At 71.4% G+C, this 23429-nt stretch carries 15 protein-coding genes; 8 read left to right on the forward strand and 7 right to left on the reverse strand.

Features of this window, described 5'->3' with window-relative positions:
* Window positions 1-176: 176 nt before the first annotated feature.
* Window positions 177-2471: an nSTAND3 domain-containing NTPase gene (locus HGA03_RS12575; protein WP_168630625.1), complete on the forward strand. Its 2295-nt coding sequence runs from the start codon at window positions 177-179 to the stop codon at window positions 2469-2471.
* A 500-nt stretch (window positions 2472-2971) separates the two neighbouring features.
* Here HGA03_RS12575 and HGA03_RS12580 read toward each other — a convergent pair whose 3' ends face one another.
* From HGA03_RS12580 to HGA03_RS12590, 3 genes are all read right to left on the reverse strand, one after another.
* Window positions 2972-3403 carry a hypothetical protein gene (locus HGA03_RS12580; protein ID WP_168630626.1) on the reverse strand — a complete coding sequence of 144 codons (432 nt, stop codon included), beginning with the start codon at window positions 3401-3403 and terminating at the stop codon, window positions 2972-2974.
* Window positions 3400-4602: an ImmA/IrrE family metallo-endopeptidase gene (locus HGA03_RS12585; protein WP_168630627.1), complete on the reverse strand. Its 1203-nt coding sequence runs from the start codon at window positions 4600-4602 to the stop codon at window positions 3400-3402. Before HGA03_RS12585 ends, HGA03_RS12580 begins: the two co-directional genes overlap by 4 nt.
* Window positions 4603-5004: 402 nt before the next feature.
* The gene (locus tag HGA03_RS12590) at window positions 5005-6042 is read right to left on the reverse strand and encodes a LacI family DNA-binding transcriptional regulator (protein ID WP_168630628.1); all 1038 of its coding nucleotides are present in this window, start codon (window positions 6040-6042) and stop codon (window positions 5005-5007) included.
* Window positions 6043-6230: 188 nt separating this feature from the next.
* Between HGA03_RS12590 and HGA03_RS12595 the strand changes: the two genes are divergently transcribed.
* From HGA03_RS12595 to HGA03_RS12610, 4 genes are read left to right on the forward strand one after another with little or no spacing between them, the layout of a single operon-like run.
* Window positions 6231-7871, forward strand: coding sequence for a GH39 family glycosyl hydrolase (locus HGA03_RS12595; RefSeq protein WP_168630629.1), 1641 nt, complete (start codon window positions 6231-6233; stop codon window positions 7869-7871).
* 26 nt (window positions 7872-7897) lie between these two features.
* Window positions 7898-9211, forward strand: coding sequence for an ABC transporter substrate-binding protein (locus HGA03_RS12600; RefSeq protein WP_168630630.1), 1314 nt, complete (start codon window positions 7898-7900; stop codon window positions 9209-9211).
* A gap of 10 nt (window positions 9212-9221) precedes the next feature.
* A complete protein-coding gene (locus HGA03_RS12605) occupies window positions 9222-10352 on the forward strand; it encodes a carbohydrate ABC transporter permease (RefSeq protein ID WP_168630631.1) in 1131 nt (376 codons plus the stop codon).
* A complete protein-coding gene (locus tag HGA03_RS12610; RefSeq protein ID WP_168630632.1) occupies window positions 10349-11278 on the forward strand; it encodes a carbohydrate ABC transporter permease in 930 nt (309 codons plus the stop codon). The genes HGA03_RS12605 and HGA03_RS12610 overlap by 4 nt, the downstream gene beginning before the upstream one ends.
* A 51-nt stretch (window positions 11279-11329) precedes the next feature.
* Here the strand turns inward: HGA03_RS12610 and HGA03_RS12615 are convergent, their stop codons facing one another.
* Window positions 11330-12205: a LysR family transcriptional regulator gene (locus tag HGA03_RS12615; protein WP_239073523.1), complete on the reverse strand. Its 876-nt coding sequence runs from the start codon at window positions 12203-12205 to the stop codon at window positions 11330-11332.
* Window positions 12206-12305: 100 nt separating this feature from the next.
* Between HGA03_RS12615 and HGA03_RS12620 the strand changes: the two genes are divergently transcribed.
* The gene (locus HGA03_RS12620; protein WP_168630633.1) at window positions 12306-13166 is read left to right on the forward strand and encodes an aldo/keto reductase; all 861 of its coding nucleotides are present in this window, start codon (window positions 12306-12308) and stop codon (window positions 13164-13166) included.
* A gap of 24 nt (window positions 13167-13190) precedes the next feature.
* Window positions 13191-14120 (forward strand): aldo/keto reductase, encoded by a 930-nt coding sequence (locus HGA03_RS12625; RefSeq protein ID WP_168630634.1) that lies wholly within the window; start codon window positions 13191-13193, stop codon window positions 14118-14120.
* On the opposite strand, the gene HGA03_RS12630 is transcribed toward HGA03_RS12625, so the two are convergent.
* The 3 genes from HGA03_RS12630 to HGA03_RS12640 all read right to left on the reverse strand — a co-directional run bounded on the left by HGA03_RS12630 (window position 14110) and on the right by HGA03_RS12640 (window position 17852).
* Window positions 14110-14496, reverse strand: coding sequence for a VOC family protein (locus HGA03_RS12630; RefSeq protein WP_168630635.1), 387 nt, complete (start codon window positions 14494-14496; stop codon window positions 14110-14112). The two genes, HGA03_RS12625 and HGA03_RS12630, sit on opposite strands and share 11 nt — an antisense overlap.
* A complete protein-coding gene (locus HGA03_RS12635) occupies window positions 14493-15761 on the reverse strand; it encodes an endo-1,4-beta-xylanase (RefSeq protein ID WP_168630636.1) in 1269 nt (422 codons plus the stop codon). Before HGA03_RS12635 ends, HGA03_RS12630 begins: the two co-directional genes overlap by 4 nt.
* A 225-nt stretch (window positions 15762-15986) precedes the next feature.
* The gene (locus HGA03_RS12640; RefSeq protein ID WP_168630637.1) at window positions 15987-17852 is read right to left on the reverse strand and encodes a sigma-70 family RNA polymerase sigma factor; all 1866 of its coding nucleotides are present in this window, start codon (window positions 17850-17852) and stop codon (window positions 15987-15989) included.
* 207 nt (window positions 17853-18059) lie between these two features.
* Here HGA03_RS12640 and HGA03_RS12645 point away from each other — a divergent pair, with 207 nt between their 5' ends.
* Complete coding sequence (locus tag HGA03_RS12645) at window positions 18060-23213, forward strand: SdrD B-like domain-containing protein (protein WP_168630638.1); 5154 nt, start codon at window positions 18060-18062, stop codon at window positions 23211-23213.
* Window positions 23214-23429 lie beyond the last annotated feature (216 nt).

The following is a 23429-nucleotide window of genomic DNA, read 5'->3' on the forward strand; positions in this document are numbered from 1 at the left end:
ATGATCCATCACCCCGAGAAACCAACAACATTTTGTCGGATGCAGATCTGCGTGAGGGTGTCGCGAGTCTTCTTCGGGTTGTGAAGGCGGTGCCAACGTCGCTCCCCGAACTTGCCTGGTCCCGCGTCGACCGAGCATCTCCTCTAGGGGCCTCAACTCTGGTAGCCTCGACCTCAATGCCTGATCCTGACTACGAGCTCCACAAGCTCGGCTGGCGAGCCTTCCAAGACCTCTGTGCTGTCGTCCTCCAGGAGACGCTTGGGCAAGTCTTCACCGCGTTTGCGGACACGAATGACGCCGGTCAAGACGGCGCCTTTCACGGCCTCTGGGCAGCGCCTGGTGACAAGGTGCTCACCGAGCTCGAAGACTTCACCGCCCCTGCGATGCCGGTCGTCGTGCAGTGCAAGTTCAGCGTCGACCCGTCACGGACGCTGGCGCCCTCGGACCTTGGAGGCGAACTCGCCAAGATCGAGGCGTTGCACGCTCGCGGGCTATGCGACGGGTACATGGTGTTGACGAACTTACGCGTCACCGGGCGAACTCAGAGTTGGTTCGCAGAGGAAGTGCGGAGACGTGGACCCAAGGTCGCGGCGATACTTCCGGGGCCGTGGATCTGCACGCAAATCGCGAAGAACTGGAACCTACGCCGCTACGTACCGCGCGTCTACGGTCTCGGTGACCTCACGAGCATTCTGGACGAGCGCAGGATGCGCCAGGCACGCGCGCTCCTCACAAGCCTGACCCGAGAATTGGAGACGTTCGTCCCTACTGGCGCGTATCGAGGCGCAAGCGACGCAATCACCGAACATGGGTTCGTATTGCTCCTCGGCGAACCTGCCAGCGGGAAGTCGACCATCGCCGCGATGCTCTGCATGACTGCGCTCGACAACTGGCAATGCGACGTGATGCGGGTCGACGGTCCCGACGAACTCCTTGCACACTGGAACCCCGACGACCCCCGGCAAGTGTTCTGGGTTGACGACGCGTTCGGCAGTATCCGCCACGAACCGCACCTAACCGATGCGTGGGTGCGACGGATGCCCGAGGTCATGGCCGCTGTCAGCCACGGCGCTCGTGTGCTAATGACAAGCCGCGACTACATTTACCGGGAAGCCCGCCCGAGGTTGAAGGAGTACGCCTTTCCTCGGCTGCGGGAGCAGCAGGTGGTTATCGACATCACCGCCCTGAGCATCTCCGAAAAGGAGCAGATGCTCTACAATCACTTGAAGGCGGGTGATCAGCCGAGCGCGATATTGGACGCTTGGCGACCGCATCTGCGCGCCGTCGCGGCCGCAACTCGATTCCAGCCAGAGGTGGCGCGACGTCTTTCCCTGCAGGACTTCGTGCCGGGCTCCGGGCTGCAGGACGAGGCCGCTCTGGTGTCGTACTTCGAGCACCCGAACGAATTTCTGGTTGACGTTCTCAACGGCCTTGACCCTGCGCAGCGCGCAGCACTCGCGGCGGTCTACCTCGCAGGCGGAGAGTTGCTAGCGCCGTTCGCGCCGGACGAGCGGCTGACTGCGGCGGTGACGGCTCTGGGCGCGACGGTCGCCGAGACGGCCCGCGCTTTCTCGGCCATTGAGGGAACATTCCTGTCCCAGAACACAAGAGTCGACGGAAACACGGTCTGGCGCTTCCATCACCCAACCATCAGAGAAGGCTTTGCTGCCGCCGTCGCCCGTGACATCTCGACGCTATCGGTGTATCTCGAGGGCATGACCGTTGACGAGCTTGTCTCTCAACTCGACTGCGGCGGTTCGAACCAGCGGGGGACCCTGGTCCGAGTCCCACCCGCCATGTATCCGCTGATCGCCTCGCGCGTACCGGTCCCCGTGCCGCGGGAAGGGTCGACAGGCCCCCGCGCGTGGTTCCTGCGTACACGGTGCTCTGACGAATTCCTGCGCATGTGGGTAGATGCTCACAAGGACGCGGTGCCGGGTATGGCGTCGTTCGGGATGATGGTGGACGCGATGTGGGAGCCCGCTGTCCTCAGCCGCCTCAACGAAGCGGGGGCGTTGCCCGAAGGTGTGCGCCGGGCAGCGGTCGAGCGGATCGTCGCGTACAGCATCGACGACCTGGACCCGGCTTGGGCAGACTCCTCCCTCGCCGGGCTCTTCACGGTAGACGAGCGCACGGGCCTGCGTAGGCGAGTGGAAGAGGAAGTACTGCCAGACCTGGAGCAGCGCATTGACGACTTTGTGCGGTCGATCGTCAGCGATATGACCATCGAGGAGCTATACCAAACTCCGCGGGATTACGTCGACGCTGTCCGAAGCGCCTTCCCCGAACGCCAGGACGTTCTTGAACTCTGTGACCGCGCAGAAGCACACATTAATGAACGCGCGTCCAGCGAAGAAGACGAAGACGAGACACCGGCCGCGACCTCGGGGCTGGCGGCGCCTGCGAGACCTGCCTCGGCCAGCACGCTGAGTGCGCGAGACCCATTCGAGGATGTCGCTGCCGGCCACTGAGCGTCGGCGTCGCCGCTGGGCCGGTCTGGTGCCCCGCGACCACAGACCCGGGGCGCGCCGTATCGCGCTCGGAATCGCCGACTCTGTCGGCCCCGATATCTAGCGTGGGCCCGGTTCTCCCGTTCCAGTTCGGGGCGTCGCTGGTCGCGGTCCCGGGCCGGTCGCCAGCGTCGATTTCGACCCGGTTGACCCACCCGCACAGCATCCTCCGTCGGTTGAGAGCCTCCACGAGAGCCGGGGTGGTTCACCGAGATCGTCAATCGGGCAGCCCCGCCCGACGGTCCGATTGGCGACTGCTCGTATGCCCGCCGCCACTCACCGATCACCGCGTCAGCCTACGTGCTCGCATGACGGTGTGGTGTGGCCGGTGACCGTAGAACGCGTGCAGGGCACCGGGAAGGGCGGCTGCTCACGCAGATGCGCGCCGGACTTGGACCTCAGGCGCCGCGGTGGACATGCCCCTCGGTCCAACGGTGCGAACAGGGTGAGGGAGCGATACGTCAACAGCCGATCAGGTTGAGAAGCTCATCGCGGCTGAGCCGCGGCACCCCGAGAGTTGAGGCAGTCTCGCGAACGGCGTGGTCGTCGCTGACGACATGCCACCGGATGGGCCACAGCCGCCCCTCGCCGTGATCGAGGGCGAGTGCGGCGGCGATGAGCACAGGGTCGGCGGTGCCCTTGTTGTGGTAGAGGTCAATGAGAGAGAAGTCACCCGGGTCGATCGTTGCCATCACGTCCCGGAGGCGTAGGAGTATCGGGGCGTCGAGCGGGAGCTCGAGGTGGGCGATCGCGGACCGGTCCGGCAGCCCGCGAACTTCGTGCATCACATCGGCCGGGATCCGACACCGATCGCGCACGAACGCGCTTGAACGCTGCACGGCGGTCAAGCGCGTGAGGACGTTCGCGTCGATCAGGTACCAGTCCTCATTCACTTTGCCGCCCGAAGGAGGTGAAGATCGTTCGGGCGTAGCCTGTTGAGGCACACAACGCGGCAGAACTCTCCAGGCGTGATGGTGCCGCGGTCGAGCTGGTTGAGCATCCGTCGAGTGAACTCGGCGCCCGCGTACGAACGGACAGCGTTGTGTGTCAGGGGCGTGCGGGCCGGTGACTTGCTTCGAGCTGCGAACTGTTCGGCAAGTTCGTCGAGGTAGTCGCGAGATTCCCCCGGGCTGATCGCACCGAGGCGTCGTGCCCGCATCACGAACGCGCTGGGGGTCACGTGCAGGCGCCGCGCGGCGTCCTTGACATCGTCGAGCGCGTCGACGGCAAACGAACTGAAGTCCGAGGCTGGCATCAGCACTTCTTCGGCGAGCTCGTAGTCACGGTCCTCGACCCCGTTGCCCGTCTGGTCTTCATAGCTCACCGGTGCGAACCTGCCGCGGGCGATGAAGATCGAGAGCAAGACCAAGGTGAAGATCTTGCGTCCAGCGGGCTCGAGGTCGGATCCGTGCTCGCCGCTGGTCAGGAAGATGAACGGGACCTTCCGGTCCCGTACGCAGAGTCCAGAGAACGAGACGTCGCGGGGAAGCCGTTGCGGCATGACGCTTTGCTGACTGCGCGAGACGAAGATCTGGTTGGCTTCAAGACGTTCGATCAGGAACTCGAGAGCTTTCTGGTTCGTTGTGCGAGTCCGAAGCTCCACCAGGTTCAAGCCCAGCAGGCTCCGAACCTTGTCAGCATCCTCGTGAACGCTTCCAGCTGAGCGGCGAAGGCGGTTGATCACTCGATTCGGTCCAAGCGAAGCATCGAGGCCCTTGATCGCCGCTTGTTTGCGGAGGATGTCCTTGACGATGAGCTCAACGTCACGCAACCTGACGGCGCTACGGGAGGTGAGCGAGAACGAGCTCTTGCTCACTCCGGCCAGAAGCTTGCGAGTCTTGGCCTCAAGTTGGGCGGTGACAACCTCTGTTGGCGCGAAGAAGAGCGGATACGGAATCTCTGCCCTGCGGGCCAGCCCGATGAAGTCCCTGAAGCCGATGGTTGAGTCCTCTAAGGCATGGCGGTAAGGGGCGTAGGCGTACACAACTGACGAATCGAAGAGTGCAGTGAACGTGGTCCGGTCGAGCGGAACCTCAGCGCCATCGATACGAAGCGCGATGGGACCACCATCATGTTCGGGCGCGATTCGCACGTGAGTAGCTTGGCGGGTCCGGACCTGTCCGTCAACGGGCCCGGCGGAGCCGCACATCATGTGAAGGTGGCAGAGCCCCTCCCAATCGACACCAAGATCGAGGCAGGGCTTCGGCACGCCTCGGGTTCATCACAGCGCTGACCCGAGATCCGGCGATAAACGCGCTCCGCGGTCGGCTGGAACGAACGCTGTCGGATGCTCGATCACGGCAGCGGAGTTCTTCAAGAAACGCCCGTCCACTCCGTGAACTCGAGGGTGTGATCGGCTACCGCAAGAAACTGTGATCGCAGGTCAGAGCTCCACCCGGACGCATAGAGAGCGCGAGTTCCGTCATCGCCCCGCGTGACGAAAGCCCCCGCCAGGGTGACCTGGCGGGGGCTTTCGGTTTGCCCGGCCGCCCCCTCACCCCGCCGCCGCCCCCGTGCTCCCGCGCACCGTCAACGAGGTCGCCAGCTCGATCCGGGGTGAGGCCGGCGCCTGCCCGTCGCACATCGCCAGCGCGGTCCGGACCGCGATCCGGCCCATGTCGTCCAGGTGCTGGTGCACGGTGGTCAGCGGCGGGGTGGTCCAGGCGGCCTGGGGGGTGTCGTCGAAGCCGCAGATGCTGAGCTGGTCGGGCACCCGGATGCCGAGGGCGTGGGCGGCGGCGAGGGTGCCGACGGCGAGTTCGTCGTCGGCGGCCATGATCGCGGTGGGCGGGTGCTCCGCGGTGAGCAGGTCGTGGGCGTGCCGGGTGCCGTTGCCGACGGTGAACTGGTCGCAGCGGATGAGCGCGGGGTCGGGGACGAGTCCGGCGGCGTCGAGGGCGGCGAAGTAGCCGTAGAGGCGTTCGCGGGCGGCGTCGGAGGTCTCGGGGCCGCCGATCCAGCCGATCCGGCGGTGGCCGAGGCCGATCAGGTGGTCGGTGGCGGTGCGGGCGCCGTCCCAGTTGCTGGAGCCGATGCTGACCAGCTGGCGGTCGCGGGTGTCGACCGGGTCGACGACGACGAAGGGCAGTCCGGCCTCCTGGGCGGCGCGGATCAGGGTGTCGGGCACCGAGAGGGTCAGGCCGACCACGGCGTCGACGCCGGCGGCACGCAGGTCGGCGATCCAGTCCCGGGCGCCGGCGGCCTGGGTGCGGGTCGGCCGGTCGGGAGCCATCCGGGTGAGCAGGTCGGCGTGGGCGTCGGTGGCGGCGGCCAGGGCGCCCTGGAACACGCCGAGGATGTAGGGCGAGGCGGGCAGGCTGAACACGACGGCGAGGGTGCGGCGGTCGCGGGGGTGTCGCGGGTCGGTGGTGGGCCGGTAGCCGACGGCGGTGACCGCATCGAGGACGCGCTCGCGGGTGTCCGCGGAGACGTCGTCGCGCCCGTTGAGCGCCTTGGAGGCGGTCGCCTTGGACACGCCCGCGGCCGCGGCGACGTCGGACAGGGTGGCGCGCCGCCCGGGTGCACTCGTCATGGCAATCCTCCCCCGAAATTGTTTCGAGATTCTATAACAGTCCTGGCACGGACGGGGGCAGAATCGCCGCGGGCATTGCCCTGGAACTCGCCTATCTCCTACGGTCGGCTCACGATACCAGTTGCGAAACCGTTTCGGACCGAGTGGGCGGCGCCGATGCCGCCCCGTGCCGACCAAAGGAGGTCTGCGTGTCTGTCGAGGCACCGCCGTCAACCCTACTGATCGACGGCCGCCCCCCGTCCGGCCTGCCGCTGCGGCACGTGTGGAGCGAGTGCCTGGGCGCGGGCCGGGCGAACGAGGCGCTGCGCGCGGACTGGCAGGACCAGTTCCGGGAGGCCGTCCAGGTGCTGGGCGCGCGCCACGTGCGGTTCCACGGGGTGTTCCACGACGACATGTTCGTGTACCGGGCCTCGAACGGTGGCGGATTCGGGCCGCCGACCCCGCTGGCCACGCCGGTGCACACCTTCGCCTACGTGGACAAGGTGTTCGACGCGATCCTGGACGCCGGGGCGCGGCCGTTCGTCGAGCTGGGGTTCATGCCCCGGGAGCTGGCGCGGGACACCGAGACGCTGTTCTGGTGGAAGGCGCACGGCAGCCCGCCCACCGACATGGCCGCCTGGGTCGAGCTGGTCACCGCCACCGTCCGGCACTGGATCGGACGGTACGGGCTGGACGAGGTGCGCCGGTGGCCGTTCGAGGTGTGGAACGAGCCGAACCTGGTGCCACACTTCTGGACCGGCACCCGCTCGGAGTACTTCGCGCTGTACGAGGCGACCGCCCGGGCGCTCAAGGCGATCGACCCGGAGCTGCGGGTCGGCGGGCCGTCGTCGTCGGTGTTCGTGCCGGACGCCCGCTACGACGGGGAGTACCACGACAAGTCGGTCGAGGCCGCGACCGCGGAGGCCGACGACCCGGACGCGCTGGGCTGGAAGCCGGTCTGGATCAGCGAGCTGATCGCGTTCTGCGCCGAGCGCGACCTGCCGCTGGACTTCGTGTCGACGCACCTGTACCCGACCGACTTCGCCTTCGACACCCAGGGGGTGGGCCGGCCGATCAGCCGGAACCGGGACGCCACCCGGGACGACCTGTTGCAGCTGCGCGAGCTGCTGGCCGCGAGCCCGTTCCCGGCGGCCGAGGTGCACGTCACGGAGTGGTCGACCTCGCCGTCCAGCCGGGACCACATGCACGACACCCTGTTCGCCGCGACCTACATCACCCGGGCGTTCCTGCAGTGCCAGGACCTGGCGGACTCGATCTCCTACTGGACGTTCACCGACATCTTCGAGGAGGGCGGCGGCGGCATCGGGCCGTTCCACGGCGGCTTCGGCTTCGTGAACGAGCAGGGCCTGCACAAGCCGACCTTCCACGCGATGGCGATGCTCAACCGGTTGGGGGACCGGATCCTGGCGCAGACCGAGCACGGCATCCTCACCGCCACCCCCGACGGCGGGGTGGCCGGGGTGTTCTTCAACTACCCGGACTCGATGGGCGACCGCTCGGTGGGCAGCGCGACCAGCTACGCCGCCACCCGCGAGCTGCGGGAGGAGGGGCCTGCCCGCCGGATCACGCACACGGTGTCCGGCCTGCGGCCCGGTGCCGAGTACCGGGTGGAGCTCCTGGACTGGACGCACGGCAACGTGGCCGAGGAGTGGCACCGCCGCGGCGAGCCGCTGAACCTGTCCCGCCGCGACGTCACCGAACTCGCCGCGGTCGCCGATGCCCTGGACCGCCGCACCCTCGCCGTCGCCGACGACGGCGTCCTGACGATCGACCTCGAGTTGCCGGCCTGGGCCGTCACCTCGATCAGCCCTGTCCCCACCACCCGCTGACGCGGGAGAAACCGAGAGGACCCACCATGAGGATCACCGCGAAGTCCGCCGGCGTTGTCGCCTTCGCCGCCGTGTCCGCCCTCACCCTCGCCGCCTGTGGCGGTGGCGGTGGCGGCGGGGCATCCGAGGAGGCCGACGAGGCCAACAAGCCGGACAAGCTCACCGTCGCCGCCTGGATGGACTTCCCCCAGGAGCTGCTGGACTCCTTCGAGGAGGAGACCGGCATCGAGGTCGTCGTGAACCGGTTCCCGGACGGCGCCTCGGCCCAGACCGTGCTGCGCAACGGGCTGTCCTCGAACGGTGCCGGGCTGTCGGATGTGCACCTGGTCGAGCTGGACTGGTGGACCGAGATGATGGCCGTCCCGGAGGACTGGGCCGAGCTGCCGGAGATCCCGGACCGCTGGGTGGACTGGAAGGTCGCCCAGGGCTCGGTCGACGGGGTGGTGACCGGCTACGGCACCGACATCGGCCCGTTGGCGATCGCCTTCAACCAGGACATGCTCAGCGGCACCGGCCTGGCCACCGACCCGGCGTCGTTCGGCGAGTTCATCGGCGGCGAGGACGCGACCTGGCAGACCTTCCTGGACGCGGGCCGCGAGTACGTGGCCACCAGCGACAACTACTTCGTCGACTCGCTGACCAACGCGTTCCAGGCGGCGATCAACCTGCTGCCGGACGCCTTCGAGGACCCGGAGTCCGGCCTGCCCTACGACCTGGCGGAGAACACCGAGGTCAAGGACCTGTTCGCGATGTTCGCCGACGCCGCCGAGGACGATATCTCGGCCGGCATCGCCATCGGGCACGCCGACTGGGGCGCCGGGTTCCAGAACCGGCAGTGGGCGACCGTGGTCACCCCGGCCTGGATGACCGGGATCATCGCGGAGAACGCCGACGGCGTGGACGGCTGGCGGATCGCGAGCGAGTTCCCGAACGGCGGCGGCAACTGGGGCGGCTCGTTCTTCGCGGTGCCGGCCACCGGGGAGAACACCGCCTGGGCGATCGAGCTGGCCGACTACCTGACCTCGCCGGATGCGGCGATCGACTGGTTCAACACCACCGGGCAGTTCCCCTCGCAGCTGGAGGCGATGTCCGCCCCCGAGATCGCCGAGGCCACCAACCCGTTCTTCGGCGACCAGCAGGTCGGGCAGATCTACGGCGACCTCGCAGCGGCCGCCGGGGACTCCGCCGCCGGTGGCTACCGGGGCGAGAACTTCGCCGGGATCCAGACCCTGGTCACCGACGGCATCCGGCTGGTCGAGTCGGACAGCGCCACCGCGGAGGCGGCCTGGGACTCGGTGGTCGCGGAGTTCAACGCGCTCGGCTTCGAGACCGCGGACTGAGCGACCACCCATGTCGACCAGGTCGGCCACCCCACCCGGCGCCCGGCGCGTCGGGTGGGGGCGGCGGTTCTCGCGGTGGGACATCAAGGTCTCGCCCTACCTGTACATCTCCCCGTTCTTCCTGCTGTTCGCGGTGTTCGGGGCGTTCCCGCTCTTGTTCAACGTGGTCGTCGCGCTGCACGACTGGCACCGCCGGGCCGGGATGGGCGACTACGTCGGGCTGGACAACTTCACCTGGGTGCTGCGGCAGCCACTGTTCTGGCGCTCGCTGGAGAACACGTTCTCGATCTTCCTGTGGGGCGCGATCCCGCAGCTGGTCCTCGCCCTGCTGATCGCGACGGTGCTGGACCAGAACCTGCGGGTCCGGACGTTCTGGCGGATGAGCGTGCTGGTGCCGTTCGTCGTGATGCCGGTGGCCACCGCGATGATCTTCGGCCAGGTGTTCGGGCAGTTCGGGCTGCTGGTGCCGAACCTGCAGGAGATGGGCCTGCTCACCGGCTCCGACTCACCGTTCTTCCAGAACCGGTTGCTGTCCCACATGGCGATCGGCGCGATGGTGGTGTTCCGGTGGACCGGCTACAACGCGCTGATCTTCCTGGCGGCGATGCAGGCGGTGCCCCGGGAGCTGTACGAGGCGGCCACCGTCGACGGGGCGGGGCGGCTGCGGCAGTTCTTCTCGGTCACCCTGCCGAGCATCCGGCCGACGATGATCTTCGTGACCCTGACCATGACGATCGGGGGCCTGCAGATCTTCGACGAGGTCCGGCTGTACGACGGCGGCGGGACCGGCGGCGGCAAGGGCGGCGCGGACAACCAGTGGACCACCGTGGTGCTCTACCTCTACGAGCTGGGCTTCGGCGACTGGCAGGACCGGTTGGGCCAGGCCGCGGCGGTCGGCTGGATCTTCGCCCTGATCATCGCGGTGTTCTCCCTGCTGAACTTCCTGCTCACCCGGTCGATCTCCTCCTCTCGGCCACGGGGTCCCCGGGTCACCCGGGCCCAGCACCGGGCCGCCGTGGCACGCGCCCGGGCGGCCGTGGCGGCAGCGGACCGTGCGCAGCGGGACGCCACCGGGCGGGACGGTCCACCGGGTGACCGGCCGGTCCACGATGCCGACGTCCAGGAAGGAGCACGTCGATGAGCACCGGGTACATCGGGAACACCGCCGGCAAGGGGGCGGTGCGGTACGCACAGAAGCGGGCGGCGCGCGGCCGTCAGGTCCGGCAGCACGACACCGGTGGGCGCCGGCCCGGCTGGGTGTCCTACCTGTTCCTGGCCGTCGTGTTCGTGGTGTCGATCTTCCCGCTCTACGCGGCGGCGATGTACGGCTCCTCGACCACCCAGGAGATCGCCCGGGCGGTCGGTGACCTGCCGACCTGGTTCCCGACGATGGTGCTGCTGGAGAACTTCCGGGAGGTGGTGACCGCCTCGCAGTTCAACTTCTGGATGGCCTTCGCGAACTCCGTGCTGGTCGCGGTGTCGGTGACCGCGTCCACGGTGTTCTTCTCCACCCTGGCCGGGTTCGCCTTCGCCAAGCTGAGCTTCCGCGGGCGTCAGTTTCTCTACGTGACGGTGATCGCCACCATGGCGATCCCGGCGCAGGTCGGCACCATCCCGATGTTCATCATGATGAACGACTTCGGCTGGATCGACTCGCTGGCGGCGCTGGCGGTGCCCACGCTGGTGACGGCCTTCGGCGTGTTCTGGATGACCCAGTACCTGCAGGAGGCACTGCCGTTCGAGCTGGTCGAGGCGGCGCGGGTGGACGGGGCGTCGATGTTCCGCACGTTCTGGTCGATCGCGCTGCCCGCCGCCCGCCCGGCCGCCGCCACGCTGGCGCTGTTCACCTTCGTCGGGTCGTGGAACAGCTTCTTCTGGCCCTCGGTGGTGATGCGCTCGCAGCTGACCATGCCGCTGGTGGTGCCGCAGCTGAAGGGCGCGTTCACCACGGACACCGGGCTGGTGATGTCGGGGGTGTTCCTGGTCGCGGCGCCGCTGCTGGTGGTGTTCGTGGTGGCCGGGAAGCAGCTGGTCTCCGGCGTGATGGCGGGGGCGGTCAAGGGGTGATCCGGCGCGGGGCGGGCGATCGGCCCGCCCCGCATGTGGGTCAGACCGGGGTCAGGCCGCGACCTCCGGGCTGTCCAGCAGTTCCAGCAGCAGCGCCGCGTGACCGGGCGCGGACCCGGTCGCGGCGGACACCACCCACCACCACGGCTCGGTCAGCCGCACGGTCTTCAGCCCGGCCGCCTGCGGCTTGTTCGCCACGTGCTGGGGGACGAGCGCGACGCCGAGGTCGCGGGTGACCAGGTCGAGCAGGGTGTGCACGTCGTTGACCGAACACCGCACGTGCCGGGTGACCGCGTGGGCGTGGCAGGCGGCGTCGTTGAGTGAGCGGATGCCCCAGCCGGGGTGGAAGTCGATGAAGTCGCAGCCGGTCAGGGCGTCCCAGGTGGTCTGGCCGGTGCCGGCCAGCGGGTGCTGGGGCGGGCAGAGCAGGACGATCTCCCGGCGGCCGAGTTCGACCCGGTGACCGGAGGGCAGGTGGTCGCCGGTGGCGACGAAGGCCAGGTCCAGGTCGCCGGAGCGGACGGCGGTGAGCAGGTCGCCGGAGCCGGCTTGGGTGAAGGCGATGTCGACCAGGGGGTAGCGGCGCCGGAAGCGTTCGAGCAGCGGCGGGACGTCCAGCACGCCGAGGCACTGTTCGGCGCCCAGCCGCAGGGTGCCGGACAGCTCGCGGGTGGCACGGACGACGGCGTCCCGCCCGGCGGCGGCCTGTTCCAGGGCGGTGCGGGCGTGCGGGAGCAGGGCGAGGCCGGCCGTGGTGGGGTCGACGCTGCGGGTGGTGCGGGTGAACAGCTTGGTGCCGAGCTCGTCCTCCAGGGCGCGGATCGCGGCGGACAGCCCGGACTGGCTGACGCCGCACACGGCAGCGGCGCGGGTGAACTGCTGCTCGTCGGCGAGGGCGACGACGTACTCCATCTGCCGCAGATCCACTATCGACTCCGCTTCTGAATGACATGACTGTCAGTTGTTGGACTTGTGGGTCCCAGGGTACCTAGGGTCGAGGTCATCTCCTGAGGACGTGAGGTGGAACGTGCAGCAGCGCACTATCGGTCAGCGTGAGGTCAGTGCGATCGGGCTCGGCGGGATGCCGATGTCGATCGAGGGACGGCCCGATCGGGAGCGGTCGATCGCCACGATCCACGCCGCCCTGGACGCGGGGGTGACGTTCATCGACACCGCCGACTCGTATCACCTGCTCGCGGGGGAGGTCGGCCACAACGAGGAGCTGATCGCCGCCGCCCTGCGCAGCTACGGCCCGGGTGCCGACGGCGTGCTGGTGGCGACCAAGGCGGGTCATCTGCGGCCCGGCGACGGCAGCTGGACCCAGGACGGCCGCCCGGAGTACATCAAGCGCAGCGCCCGGGAGTCGGCCCGGCGGCTGGGGGTCGAGGCGATCGGCCTGTTCCAGTTCCACCGCCCGGACCCGCAGGTGCCCTACGCCGACTCGATCGGGGCGCTGGTCGAGCTGCTGGACGAGGGCGTGATCGAGCAGGCCGGGATCTCCAACGCGACCATCGAGCAGATCGACCAGGCGCAGCAGATCCTGTCCGGCCGGCTGGTGTCGGTGCAGAACCAGTTCTCCCCGGCGTTCCGGTCCAGCCTGGACGAGCTGCGGCACTGCGCGCAGCTGGGGATCGCCTTCCTGCCCTGGTCGCCGCTGGGTGGCATCTCCGCGTCCAGCCGGCTCGGCGACGAGCACGGCGCATTCGGCCAGGTCGCCGCCGCCCACGGGGTCAGCCCGCAGCAGGTGGCGCTGGCCTGGGAGCTGGCCCTGGCGCCCGTCGTGGTGCCGATCCCGGGCGCGTCCCGGCCGGAGACCATCACCGACTCGGCCCGCGCCGCCGGACTCGAGCTGACCCAGCAGGAGATCGACCTGCTGTCGGCGTCCTGACCCCCCACCCGAGAGGCACCACCCGTGAAGACCCTGACCCTGCCCGGTGACATCCAGGCCCCGAACGTCGTGCTCGGCCTGATGCGGATCGCGGAGAAGACCGACGACGAGATCCGCGAGCTCCTGGCCATCGCCCGGGACGCCGGGATCACCTTCGTCGACCATGCGGATGTGTACGGCGGCGCGCTGCACCGCTGCGAGTCCCGGTTCGCCGAGGCGATGAACCTCAGCCCGTCCGAGCGGGCCGAGCTGACGATCCAGACCAAGTGCGGGATCGTGCGCGAGGGCCCGTACTTCGACTTCTCCTACGAGCACATCATGGAGTCGGTGGAGGGGTCGCTGCGGGCGCTGCGCACCGACTACATCGACATCCTGCTGCTGCACCGCCCGGACGCCCTGGTCGAGCCGGACGAGGTGGCCCGCGCCTTCGACGAGCTGCACGCCGCGGGCAAGGTCCGGGCGTTCGGGGTGTCGAACCACACGCCGGGCCAGATCGAGCTGCTGCGCGCGTCGCTGAACCAGCCGATCGTGGCCAACCAGCTCCAGCTGTCGATCACGCACGCCCCGCTGGTCGCCCAGGGCCTGGCCGCGAACATGGCCGCCGAGGGCCAGTCGGTGAACCGGGACGGCGGGCTGCTCGACTACTGCCGCCTGCACGGCATCACCGTGCAGGCGTGGTCGCCGTTCCAGGCCGGCTTCTTCACCGGCACGTTCCTCGGCCACCCGGAGTACGCCGAGCTGAACGAGGTGATCGACACCCTCGCCGCGCGCTACCAGGTGCCGGCGATCGCGATCGCCACCGCGTGGATCACCCGGCACCCGGCGCAGATGCAGGTCGTGCTCGGCACCACCAACCCGGAGCGGGTGGCCGGTGCGGCGCAGGGCTCGGAGCTGCCGCTGACCCGGGCCGAGTGGTACGCCCTGACCCGGGCCGCGGGGCACATCATTCCCTGAACGTGAGGTGATTCGCCTCGATGTTGTTGCCGTCGGGGTCCCGCACGAAGGCCGCGTAGTACCCCGTCAGGGGACCGCCGATGTACTCCGGCCACTCGCGTGCCTCGTGCAGGACCTCGGCGCCGACACTCCGGGCGGCGGCGAGGAAGTCGTCCACCGCGGCCCGTGACGGCGCGCGGAACGCAATGTGGGTTTCCCGGAAGCCCTCGCCGAACCGGTGACGGCCGACCCAGAACTCGGGTCCCCGGCGTCCCCAGGCGAGGGCGCACGGCAGCTTGTCCTCCTGGCGTTCCGCCCCCAGGGCGCCCAGCACCGCGTCGTAGAACCTCGCCGAGGCCTCGACGTCCGCGACCTGGATCTCGACGTGGTCGATCATGGGGTGATCTCGATTCTCTGGGTGGTGGGGGTGCGGCCGAGGCTCAGGTCGGCGGTCGCGCCGCCGCAGGTGACCCGGTAGTCGCCGCGGAAGCCCTGCACCCGGACCCGGCCGTCGGCGTCGGTGCGCACGGTGGTGGGTGAGAGCCACCACTCGCCGCGGATCAGGTCGTGCAGCGCGCGGTAGGCGGGCTTGGGCGTGCCGTCGGCGCGGACCAGCCCGGCCGGTGCGCCGAGCCAGGCGCCGTCGTCGGACAGCCCCCAGTAGGTGATCGCCTCGACCGCCGGGTGCGAGACCAGGCTGGTGTAGTGCTGGGCCAGCTCCTCGGCCTGGCGCTGCTCGCCCTCCGGGGTGCTGGGCCAGTCCGGCACCTGGTAGTCGTTGAGGTCGACGATCTCCGGCGGCATCAGGTGCCCGGACACCAGGGTGGTCTCGGTCAGGTGCAGCGGCAGGCCGAACCGGGCGAACCGGTCCACCATCGCCAGCATGGTCTCCTGCCCCCAGTAGCCCTGGTGCATGTGGGTCTGCAGGCCGAGGGCGTCGATCCGGATCCCGGCGGCCAGGCAGTCCTCGATCAGGTGCTCGTAGTCGGCGGACAGGTCGAAGTCGTTCAGCAGCAGCCGCGCACCCGGGTTCGCCGCCCGGGCGGTGTCGAAGGCCAGCCGCACCATCTCCACCCGGCCCAGGCGCTGGGCGAGCCGGGTGATCGCGTTGTCCTCCTTGTCGAACACCGGCATGATCACCACCTCGTTGATCGCGTCCCAGGTGTCGACCAGGCCGGCGAAGGTGGTCACCTCGCGGGTGATCCGGTCGCGCACGGTCTGCTCCACCCGGTCTGCGGGCAGGTCGAGCAGCCAGTGCGGGGCCAGGGTGTGCCAGACCAGCGGGTGGCCCTTGACCCGCACCCCGTGGTCGGCGAACCAGCGGGCGGTGGCCAGCAGCCGCTCGGTGTCGGTGCGGCCGGGTTCCGGCTCGAAGCCGGCCCAGTAGAACGGCAGCGTCGCGGTATCGAACAGGTCCAGCCACAGCCGGGCCAGCTCCGCACCCTGCTGGGCGCCCGCCCCGCCGAACACCCCGGGCTCCCCGCCCTGGGCCCAGGCGATCAGGTCGAAGCCGGTGTTGCCGAACCAGAACTCGTGCCGGACCTGCTCGATCGTGACCTCGCGATCGGCGAGCGGGGTCCCGTCCGGGCCGGTGAGCTGGACCTCGGCGGAGGCGATCCGGTGCGGCACGGACTGCGGTGAGCGGAGGGCGGCTGTCTGCATGTCGGTTCCTCGGCCCGGGGGCAGGGCCTGGCGTGGGTGCCGGCGACCGGTCCGCGCCCCGTCGTGGGACCGATCGAGCCCGGATGAGCCCGGTGCGGTCCAGCCTAGGGATCCCGCACCGCGCGCCGGGCCGGGACGCGAGGCCTGATCGGGGTCACCAGGGCTCGCCACGGTCGCAGCCCGCCGGCCGGGCCGCGGACCAGGGGCCATGGTCCCGGTCTGGATTCAGGCCGCGGGCGGCGGGTCGACCGGCACCGGTGCCGACCCGGGCGGGTCGTCCACCCCACCGGGCTCACTGCCGGACGCCGGGTCCGGCAGCTGGCCGTCCGCCGCCACGGTGAAGGTCACCAGGGTCCAGGCACCGGCGCGCCCGGTGGCCGCGTCGGCGTAGCGCACGGCGAAGGTGTGCTCGCCGGGGGCGAGGTCGCGGACCATCCGGGTCAGCGGTGTGCCGGTGAGCTGGTGCAGGTTCCCGGTGGCGACCCCGTCCACGGCGGCCTCGACCCGCAGGCCGGACACCCCGTCGAACCGGACCGAGATGTCGTCCTGCTCACCATCGCCGTCCACGTCGGTCAGGACCAGGACGTCGCCGTCGGCCGGGTCGAGCAGGATCGGGCCCTCGGTGCTGAACGGGCCGAGCGGTGCGGTGGGGTCGGAGCTGATCCCGTCGACGGTCTGCACCGCCTCCAGGGTGAGGTCCTGGCCGGCCAGCGCCGAGTCCAGGCGCGCGATGACCGTCCAGAGGCCGTCCTCGTCCGCGGTGGTCGTCCCGACGGGTTCCCCGGCCAGGGTGCGCACGCCGACCTCGGCGCCGGGCAGGGCGGTGCCGGTGAGCACCGGGAGGTAGGCCGGGTCGTGGTCGACCTGGGTGACCACGGGCGCGGCCGGCACGACGACCTGCGGCAGGGTCGGGCCGGGGTCGACCGGCTGCACCGGGGTGACGGGGTCGGCCGGCTCCGGCAGCGGTGCGGGGTCGAGCAGCGGGCCGTCGGCCTCCGGCTCGGCGATCACCGGATCGGAGACGGTGGCCACCCCCGGCGGGTCGGCCGGCGCGTCCGGGGGGCTCTCCGGTTCGGCCGGCCCGGCCGGTTCGGCGCCCTCGGGGGCCGGGCGGACGGTGGGGGTGGGTGCCGCGGTGCCGGGGGCCGCGACCGGGGGTGCACTGTCGGCGGGCTCCCGCGGTGTGACCACGGCCAGGGCGACGGCGGCGGCGACCACGGCGGCGGTGCCGGCCAGGGCGGTGCTGCGGGCGAGCCGGCGGCTGCGGTGCCGGGCCGCGGGTGCCGGGGTGGCGGCGGTGCCGAGCAGGGCCCCCGGCGCGGCGGCCGGTCCGAGCAGCAGCAGCCCGAGCAGTCCGCGCAGGCGGGTGCGCATCAGGGCGGCGGCCTCCTCGCCGATCTCCGCCACCAGCACCGGGCAGTCCGGGCAGTGGTCCAGGTGCCCCTCGAACCGGGTGCGGGCCCGGCTGCCCAGCGCGCCGCGGTGGTAGTCGCCGACCCGTTCGGCCACCCAGCGGCAGCTCGGCAGCTCGGGCAGCCGGCCGACATGGGCCTGCAACCACTCCCGGCGCAGGCCCTCCCGGGCGCGGTAGGCCAGCGAGGAGACCGCGGCCGGCCGGAGTCCGAGCAGCCGGCCGGCGTCGGCGGGGCTCAGCTCCTCGACCTCGGTGTACCAGAGCACGTCCGACCAGTCCGGCGGCAGCGCGGCGAAGGCGCGGCCGAGCAGGCCGGCCTCGGTCAGGCGCTCGCGGGGGTCGTCCGCGACGTCGGGGTGGTCGGCCTCGGTCAGCTCGTCCAGGGGGGCGGTGGCCCGGCCGTGGGTGGCCCAGTCGGCGGCGATGTTCCGGATCGTGGCGTACAGGTAGGGCCGGAACGCGCCGGTCGGGCCGTGCCCACGGTGCAGTGCGTGCAGGATCCGGGCGAAGGCCTCCTGGACCAGATCATCGGGATCGAAGAGCTGGGTCACCCGGCGGGCTGCCTCGGTGCCGGCCGCCGCGTGCCGTCGCCAGAGTTCGCCGTATGCCTCGGGATCGTCCCCGCGCACCAGCTCGATCAGATCGCGGTCGGCCAGTTCCACCGTGCCCGCTTGCATGCCCTGCCACCTCCGCCGTGCCCGCCGCTGACCTGCGGCGGCGCTCCACCATATGCCCGAAATCCGACGGACTGCTCCGATCGGGTGAAAACCCCAGACTCGGAGGGATCGGACAAACTTCCGGCGTCATGACAACCCGCCTTCGGGGTCCTCCTGCACGGAGGGACCGCCCGGGCCTCTCCTCGACCGGGAGGACATGGGGACGTGGTGGACGTCAGGACGACGATGGTGCCGGGGCTCGGCAGGCGGGCGATCCGGGGCTGGGCGGTGCTGCTGGTCGCGGTGCTGGCACTGGCCGCCTCGGTGGTGGTGGCGCCCGGCGCCTGGGCGGGCGGCGAGGGGCGGGCCGCGCTGTCGGTGTCCAAGACGGTCTCCGCCACCAGCGCCCAGCCCGGCGACCGGGTGACCTGGTCGATCGACCTCACCTGCGAGTCGATCACCGCGATGTGCGCCGATGTGGTGCTGACCGACGCGGTGCCCGAGCCGTTCGTGATCGACGGTGAGCCGAGCGTGCAGGGGCAGCGCACCGGCACCGCCCGCACCGACGTCGCCGGCAACCGGGTGCAGGTGACCTTCCGGGAGACCGACGCCTCCGGGCCCGGCCTGACCGGGCTGGCCGCCGGTCAGAGCGTGTCGGTGCTGGTGCAGACCGTGCTCCCGGCCGACCTCGGGCTGAGCTGGGACGGCAGCACCGTGGTCAACACCGCCGACGTCACCGCCACCAACGCCGACCCGGTCGCCGACGACGCGAGCCTGGTCCTGGCTGTGCCGGTGACGCCGCAGGTCGCGCTGACCAAGACCTGGACCCCCACCGACCAGGTCGCCGGGGACGACACCGACCAGCACCTGGTCCTGGGCGTGGCGAACACCTCCCCGGTGCCGGCCACCGCGCTGACGGTCACCGACCCGGCCCCGGGCGCCGACCCGGCCTTCGGCCCCGGCACCCCGATCGAGCTGCGCGGGTTCGGCGACTGGACCGCGCCGGAGGGCGCCACCGGGCTGAGCCTCGACCTGACCGGCCCGGCCGGCACCGTCACCGCCGGGCCGTTCGCGCCCGGCACCCCGATCGACACCACCGGCATCGACCTGAGCACGATCACGGCGTTCACCCTGCGCTTCCACGGCGACACCACCACGGAGGGCACCCTCGCCGCCGACGGCAGCGCCGGAGCGGTCACCGTGATCACCGGCCAGAACGGCACCGCGCCGCGGGACGCGACCACCACGGTGCCGAACACCGCCACGGCGCAGGTCACCACCGGCCACGGCACCGCCACCGACGACGCCACCGCCCGGCTCCAGCTCAACCCGGTCACCGTGGAGGTCACCGCGGGCAAGACCTTCGACGGCGCCCCGCGTGCCGAGGTGGTCGCCGGGGAGACGGCCGTGCTGCGGCTGTCCGCGCAGAACTCGGCCAACACCGCGCTGTCCGGGATGACCGTGCAGGATCCGACCGGCGGCACCGCGCCCTTCGGCAGCCTGGCGGACGGCCTGCTGGAGGTCACCGGCTTCGGCGCGGACGGCTCCGGCAGCTCGCCGGCCGCGGACTGGCCGCGCGGGGCGACCTCGGCGCAGGTCACCCTGACCGGGACCGGCGCCGGACTGCCGCTGACCGTGACCGTGCCCGCGCCGACCGGCTCGACGGTGACCTGGCCGCAGCTGCCCGCGGGCGCCGTGGTCACCGGGATCGCGGTGGCCTACACCGGCGTGATCGAGCCCGGTGCCACCGCCGGCATCCCGGTGCAGGTCCGGACCGGCGAGGACTGGGACACCACCCGGGGCTTCGCCAACCAGCTGACCGTCTCCGGCACCGCCACCGACGGCACCCCGGCGGAGGACCGCACCGCCGACGCCACGCTGACCGTCCAGCCCCGCCGGATCGTCACCACCACCAGCAAGGAGCTGACCCAGCGGGTGGACGGGCAGCAGATCTCCGGGGTGGCGGGTCAGGAGATCGCGGCCCGGATCACCGGCCGGATCTCCGCTGATAGCACCGTCCCGGCCGACCGGCTGGTGATCGAGGACGTGGCCGGTCCGGACGCCACGGTCTGGGACCACGCCGCCCTGGACCGGATCGGTTCGGTGCAGGTGCCCGCGGGGTCGCAGGCCGAGGTGCTGGTCCGGGTCGGCGGGTCCTGGGTGTCGCTGGCCGGGCCCAGCGGTGACGCCACCGGCTTCCTCGACCTCGCGGTCCCGGCCGGGGCGGACGGGATGCGGGTGGTGTACACCCCGGAGACCGCGGGTGGCTCGTTGCCGATCGACGGCAGCTTCACCCCCGCCGTCGTGCTGGTGATGACGCTGACCGAGACGGTCCCGCCGGGCACCTCCCTCACCAACACCGCGAGCAGCACCGGCCAGAACCAGGACGCCGGGCTGGCCGGGAGCTCGCAGGGCCAGGACACCACCACCACCGGGCCGGGCGGCACCGCCGTGGACCTGCGCCGGGTGGACGCGGCCAAGTCGTGGCGGGACGCCGCCGCACTGATCCCGGTCGACAACGACGACCCGGCCGCCACCGACCGCCCGGCCAACCGGCTGACCCTGCAGGTGCAGAACGTCTCCGGCATCCCGGTCGGCACCCTGCGGCTGACCGACCCCGACCCCGCGGCACCGGCGAATGCCTTCGACCTGGTCGACCTGACCCGGCTGACCGTGCAGGCGCCGGCCGGTGCCCGCGAGGTGCTGGTGACACTGCGGGACCGGGACGGCGCCGTGCTGCACACCGGGTCCGCCGAGCAGATCGCCGCGCTGACCGCCGAGGACCTGCGGGAGGTGGCCAGCATCCAGGCGGTGGCCACCGGCACCCTGCCGGACGGGGCGATCCTGCGAGTGCGGGCGGACACCGTGCTGCGGGCGGCCTCGCGGGCGGACGGCAGCCCGATCCTGGGCACCGCCGACGCCGAGCCGGTGACCACCGCGACCAACACCCTGATCGGCGACCTCGGGCCGGACACCCCGTCGGACACCGCCCGGGCGGACACCGTGTTCTACCCGGAGGCCCGCCAGCCGCTGGCCGGGGCGCTGAGCAAGTCGGTCACCCCGGACACCGGCACCCGCTACGCGGCCACCGACCGGACCGTGCGGTTGACGATGTCCGCTCGCCGCACCAGTGACGCGGCGGTCAGCCGGCCCTCGCAGTACGTGCTGGAGGACACCACGCCGGAGTTCTGGGACCGGTTCGACCTGGTGGCGCTGCAGTCGCTGTCCGGGGTGGTCGAGGCCGACGGTCCGGGCTGGACCGCCGCCGTGCAGTACCTGGTGGACGGCAGCTGGTCGGCCGCGGTCTCCAGTGAGCTGTGCCCGGGCACCGCGACCGCGATGCCGAGCCTGCCCACCGGTGCGGGCGACCTGCCGGCCGGCGTGACGGCGGGCGCGGTGACCGGGGTCCGGATCACCTTCACCGCGCCGCCGGGGCAGTGGTTCGCCAACCGCGCGGTCGGCGGATTCGAGGGGCCGACCGCGGTGTTCGCCCTGTCGCCGCGCAGCACGTTGCGCAGCACCGGCGAGGAGGTCCCGGCGGGCACGGTCAGCAACGTGCTGACCGGCACGGTGACCGCCGAGCGGCTGACCACCCCGGTGGTGCTCGACCCGGTCACCGCGCCGTACACCGTCACCGACGGGGTGCCGGACGCGCAGGTCACCAAGTCCCCGGTGACCACCACCACCGGTCCGGGGGCGGCGATCCCGTTCACCCTGACCGCGGTCAACACCGGCTCCGCGCCGCTGGTCGACCCGGTGCTGACCGACGTGCTGCCCGCCGACGCGGCGGGGCCGCTGCTCGACTACGACCCGGAGGTGCACGGGGCGGCGGTGGTGACCGGAGTGTCCGCCACCCCGGAGGTCACCGCCACCGCGGATGCGGTCACGGTGACCTTCCCGCCGGGCACCCGGCTGCTGCCCGGAGAGCGGATCCAGGTGACCCTGCCGCTGGCGGTGCGGGTCGGCACCCCGGCCGGGACCACCCTGACCAACCGGTTCGTGCTGGACACCGCGGAGGGCCTGACCCGGGAGGCCACCGCCACGGTGAACGTGGTCGCGATGGCCACCTACCTGCGGGTGAAGGACGTCGCCGAGGACGTCGCCCCGGGTGCGGCGCCCACCGGCGTGGTCAACACCACCGGGGGCGAGTGCAGCTCGGCGGACGGCTTCTACCGCAACCCGTGCCTGGTCCGGACGGCGCCGGGCGGCAGCGAGACCTGGCGGATGCGGGTGACCAACACCGGCAACCTGCCGACCTCCTCGCTCACCCTGGTGGACGTGCTGCCCGCACCGGGGGACACCGGCACCTCGCGCTCGCAGAGCTCCAGCGCACGCGGATCGGTCTGGGCCACCGAGTACCTGGGCGACCTGGTGGTGACCGGCGTCCCGGCCGGGGGCACCAGCACGGTGTCCTACCTGCTGGACGGCCAGACCTGCCGGTACACCGGTGAGGCCCGATCGGCCGACCCGTACGGCGACGGCTGTGCCGCCTCGGTGTGGACCCCGGCCGACCAGGTGACCGACCTGTCCCAAGTCCGCGGGATCCGGGTGGACGTGGACGTGACCGCCGCGCCGCTGCAGCCCGGCGACCTGGTCACGGTCACCTTCCGCACCCGTTCGGCCACCGCCTACGACCTGGCGGCGGCGCACACCGACGCACCGGCCTGGAACACGATGGTGGTCAGCACCACCAGCCTCGGTGCCACCGGTCCGGTGTACGAGACGCTGGAGCCGAACCGGGCCGGGGTGGCGGTGGACCGCCGGTTCGCGATCGGTGACCGGGTGTGGATCGACCGGGACCGGAACGGCCGCCAGGACGACGGCGAGCCCGGGGTCGGCGGGGTCACGGTGCGGGTGGTGCCCGAGGACGCGGTGGCCGGGACCGCGGTCGCCCTGGATGCGGTGGCCGGGACCGCGGTCACCGACGCGGATGGGCACTGGGTGGTGGACGACCTGCCCGCCGGCCGGTACCGGGTGCAGTTCGAGCCGGGCGCGGACCTCGCCGGGGCCTACCGCTTCACCAGTGCGGAGTCGGCGGAGCCGGAGCTGGACTCGAACCCGGATCCGGCCACCGGGTGGACCGGCACCGTGGTGCTGGACGCGGACCAGCCCCGGGTGCGTGCCGCGGTGGCGGCCGACGGGGTGAGCGCGGCGTTCATCGACCCGACGGTGGACGCCGGACTGGTCTCGCTCCCGCTGCGCCCGGGTGACCCTGCCGACCCGGGCGATCCCGGGGTGACGACCGGGACGCCGACGGGTCCGGTCCAGGCGGTGATCCTGGCGATCACCGGCGCCGATCCGCGGTGGCTGGTGCTGGCCGGGCTCGGGGCGCTGGCCCTGGGCGCGCTCACGATGATCGGGGTCCGGCGCCGGCGCGCCTGAGCGGTTCCGTCCTCGCCCGGTGGGGTCGCGCGGTGTGCGCGTGACCCCGCCGGGCGTCGTGCTGCCCGCCGCGTGTCATCCTCGGGCGGGCCGATCCGGGGGTGGACATCACCATCCGGTCACGGACGGATCGGGCATCTTGACCCCTTTGCCCCCGGCACCTACTGTCGCCGTTACACAACGTCAGACATCAGACGTCTAACGGTCAGGAGAGCC

The sequence above is a fragment of the Cellulomonas denverensis genome (assembly GCF_012396125.1).
Taxonomy (GTDB): domain Bacteria; phylum Actinomycetota; class Actinomycetes; order Actinomycetales; family Cellulomonadaceae; genus Cellulomonas; species Cellulomonas denverensis.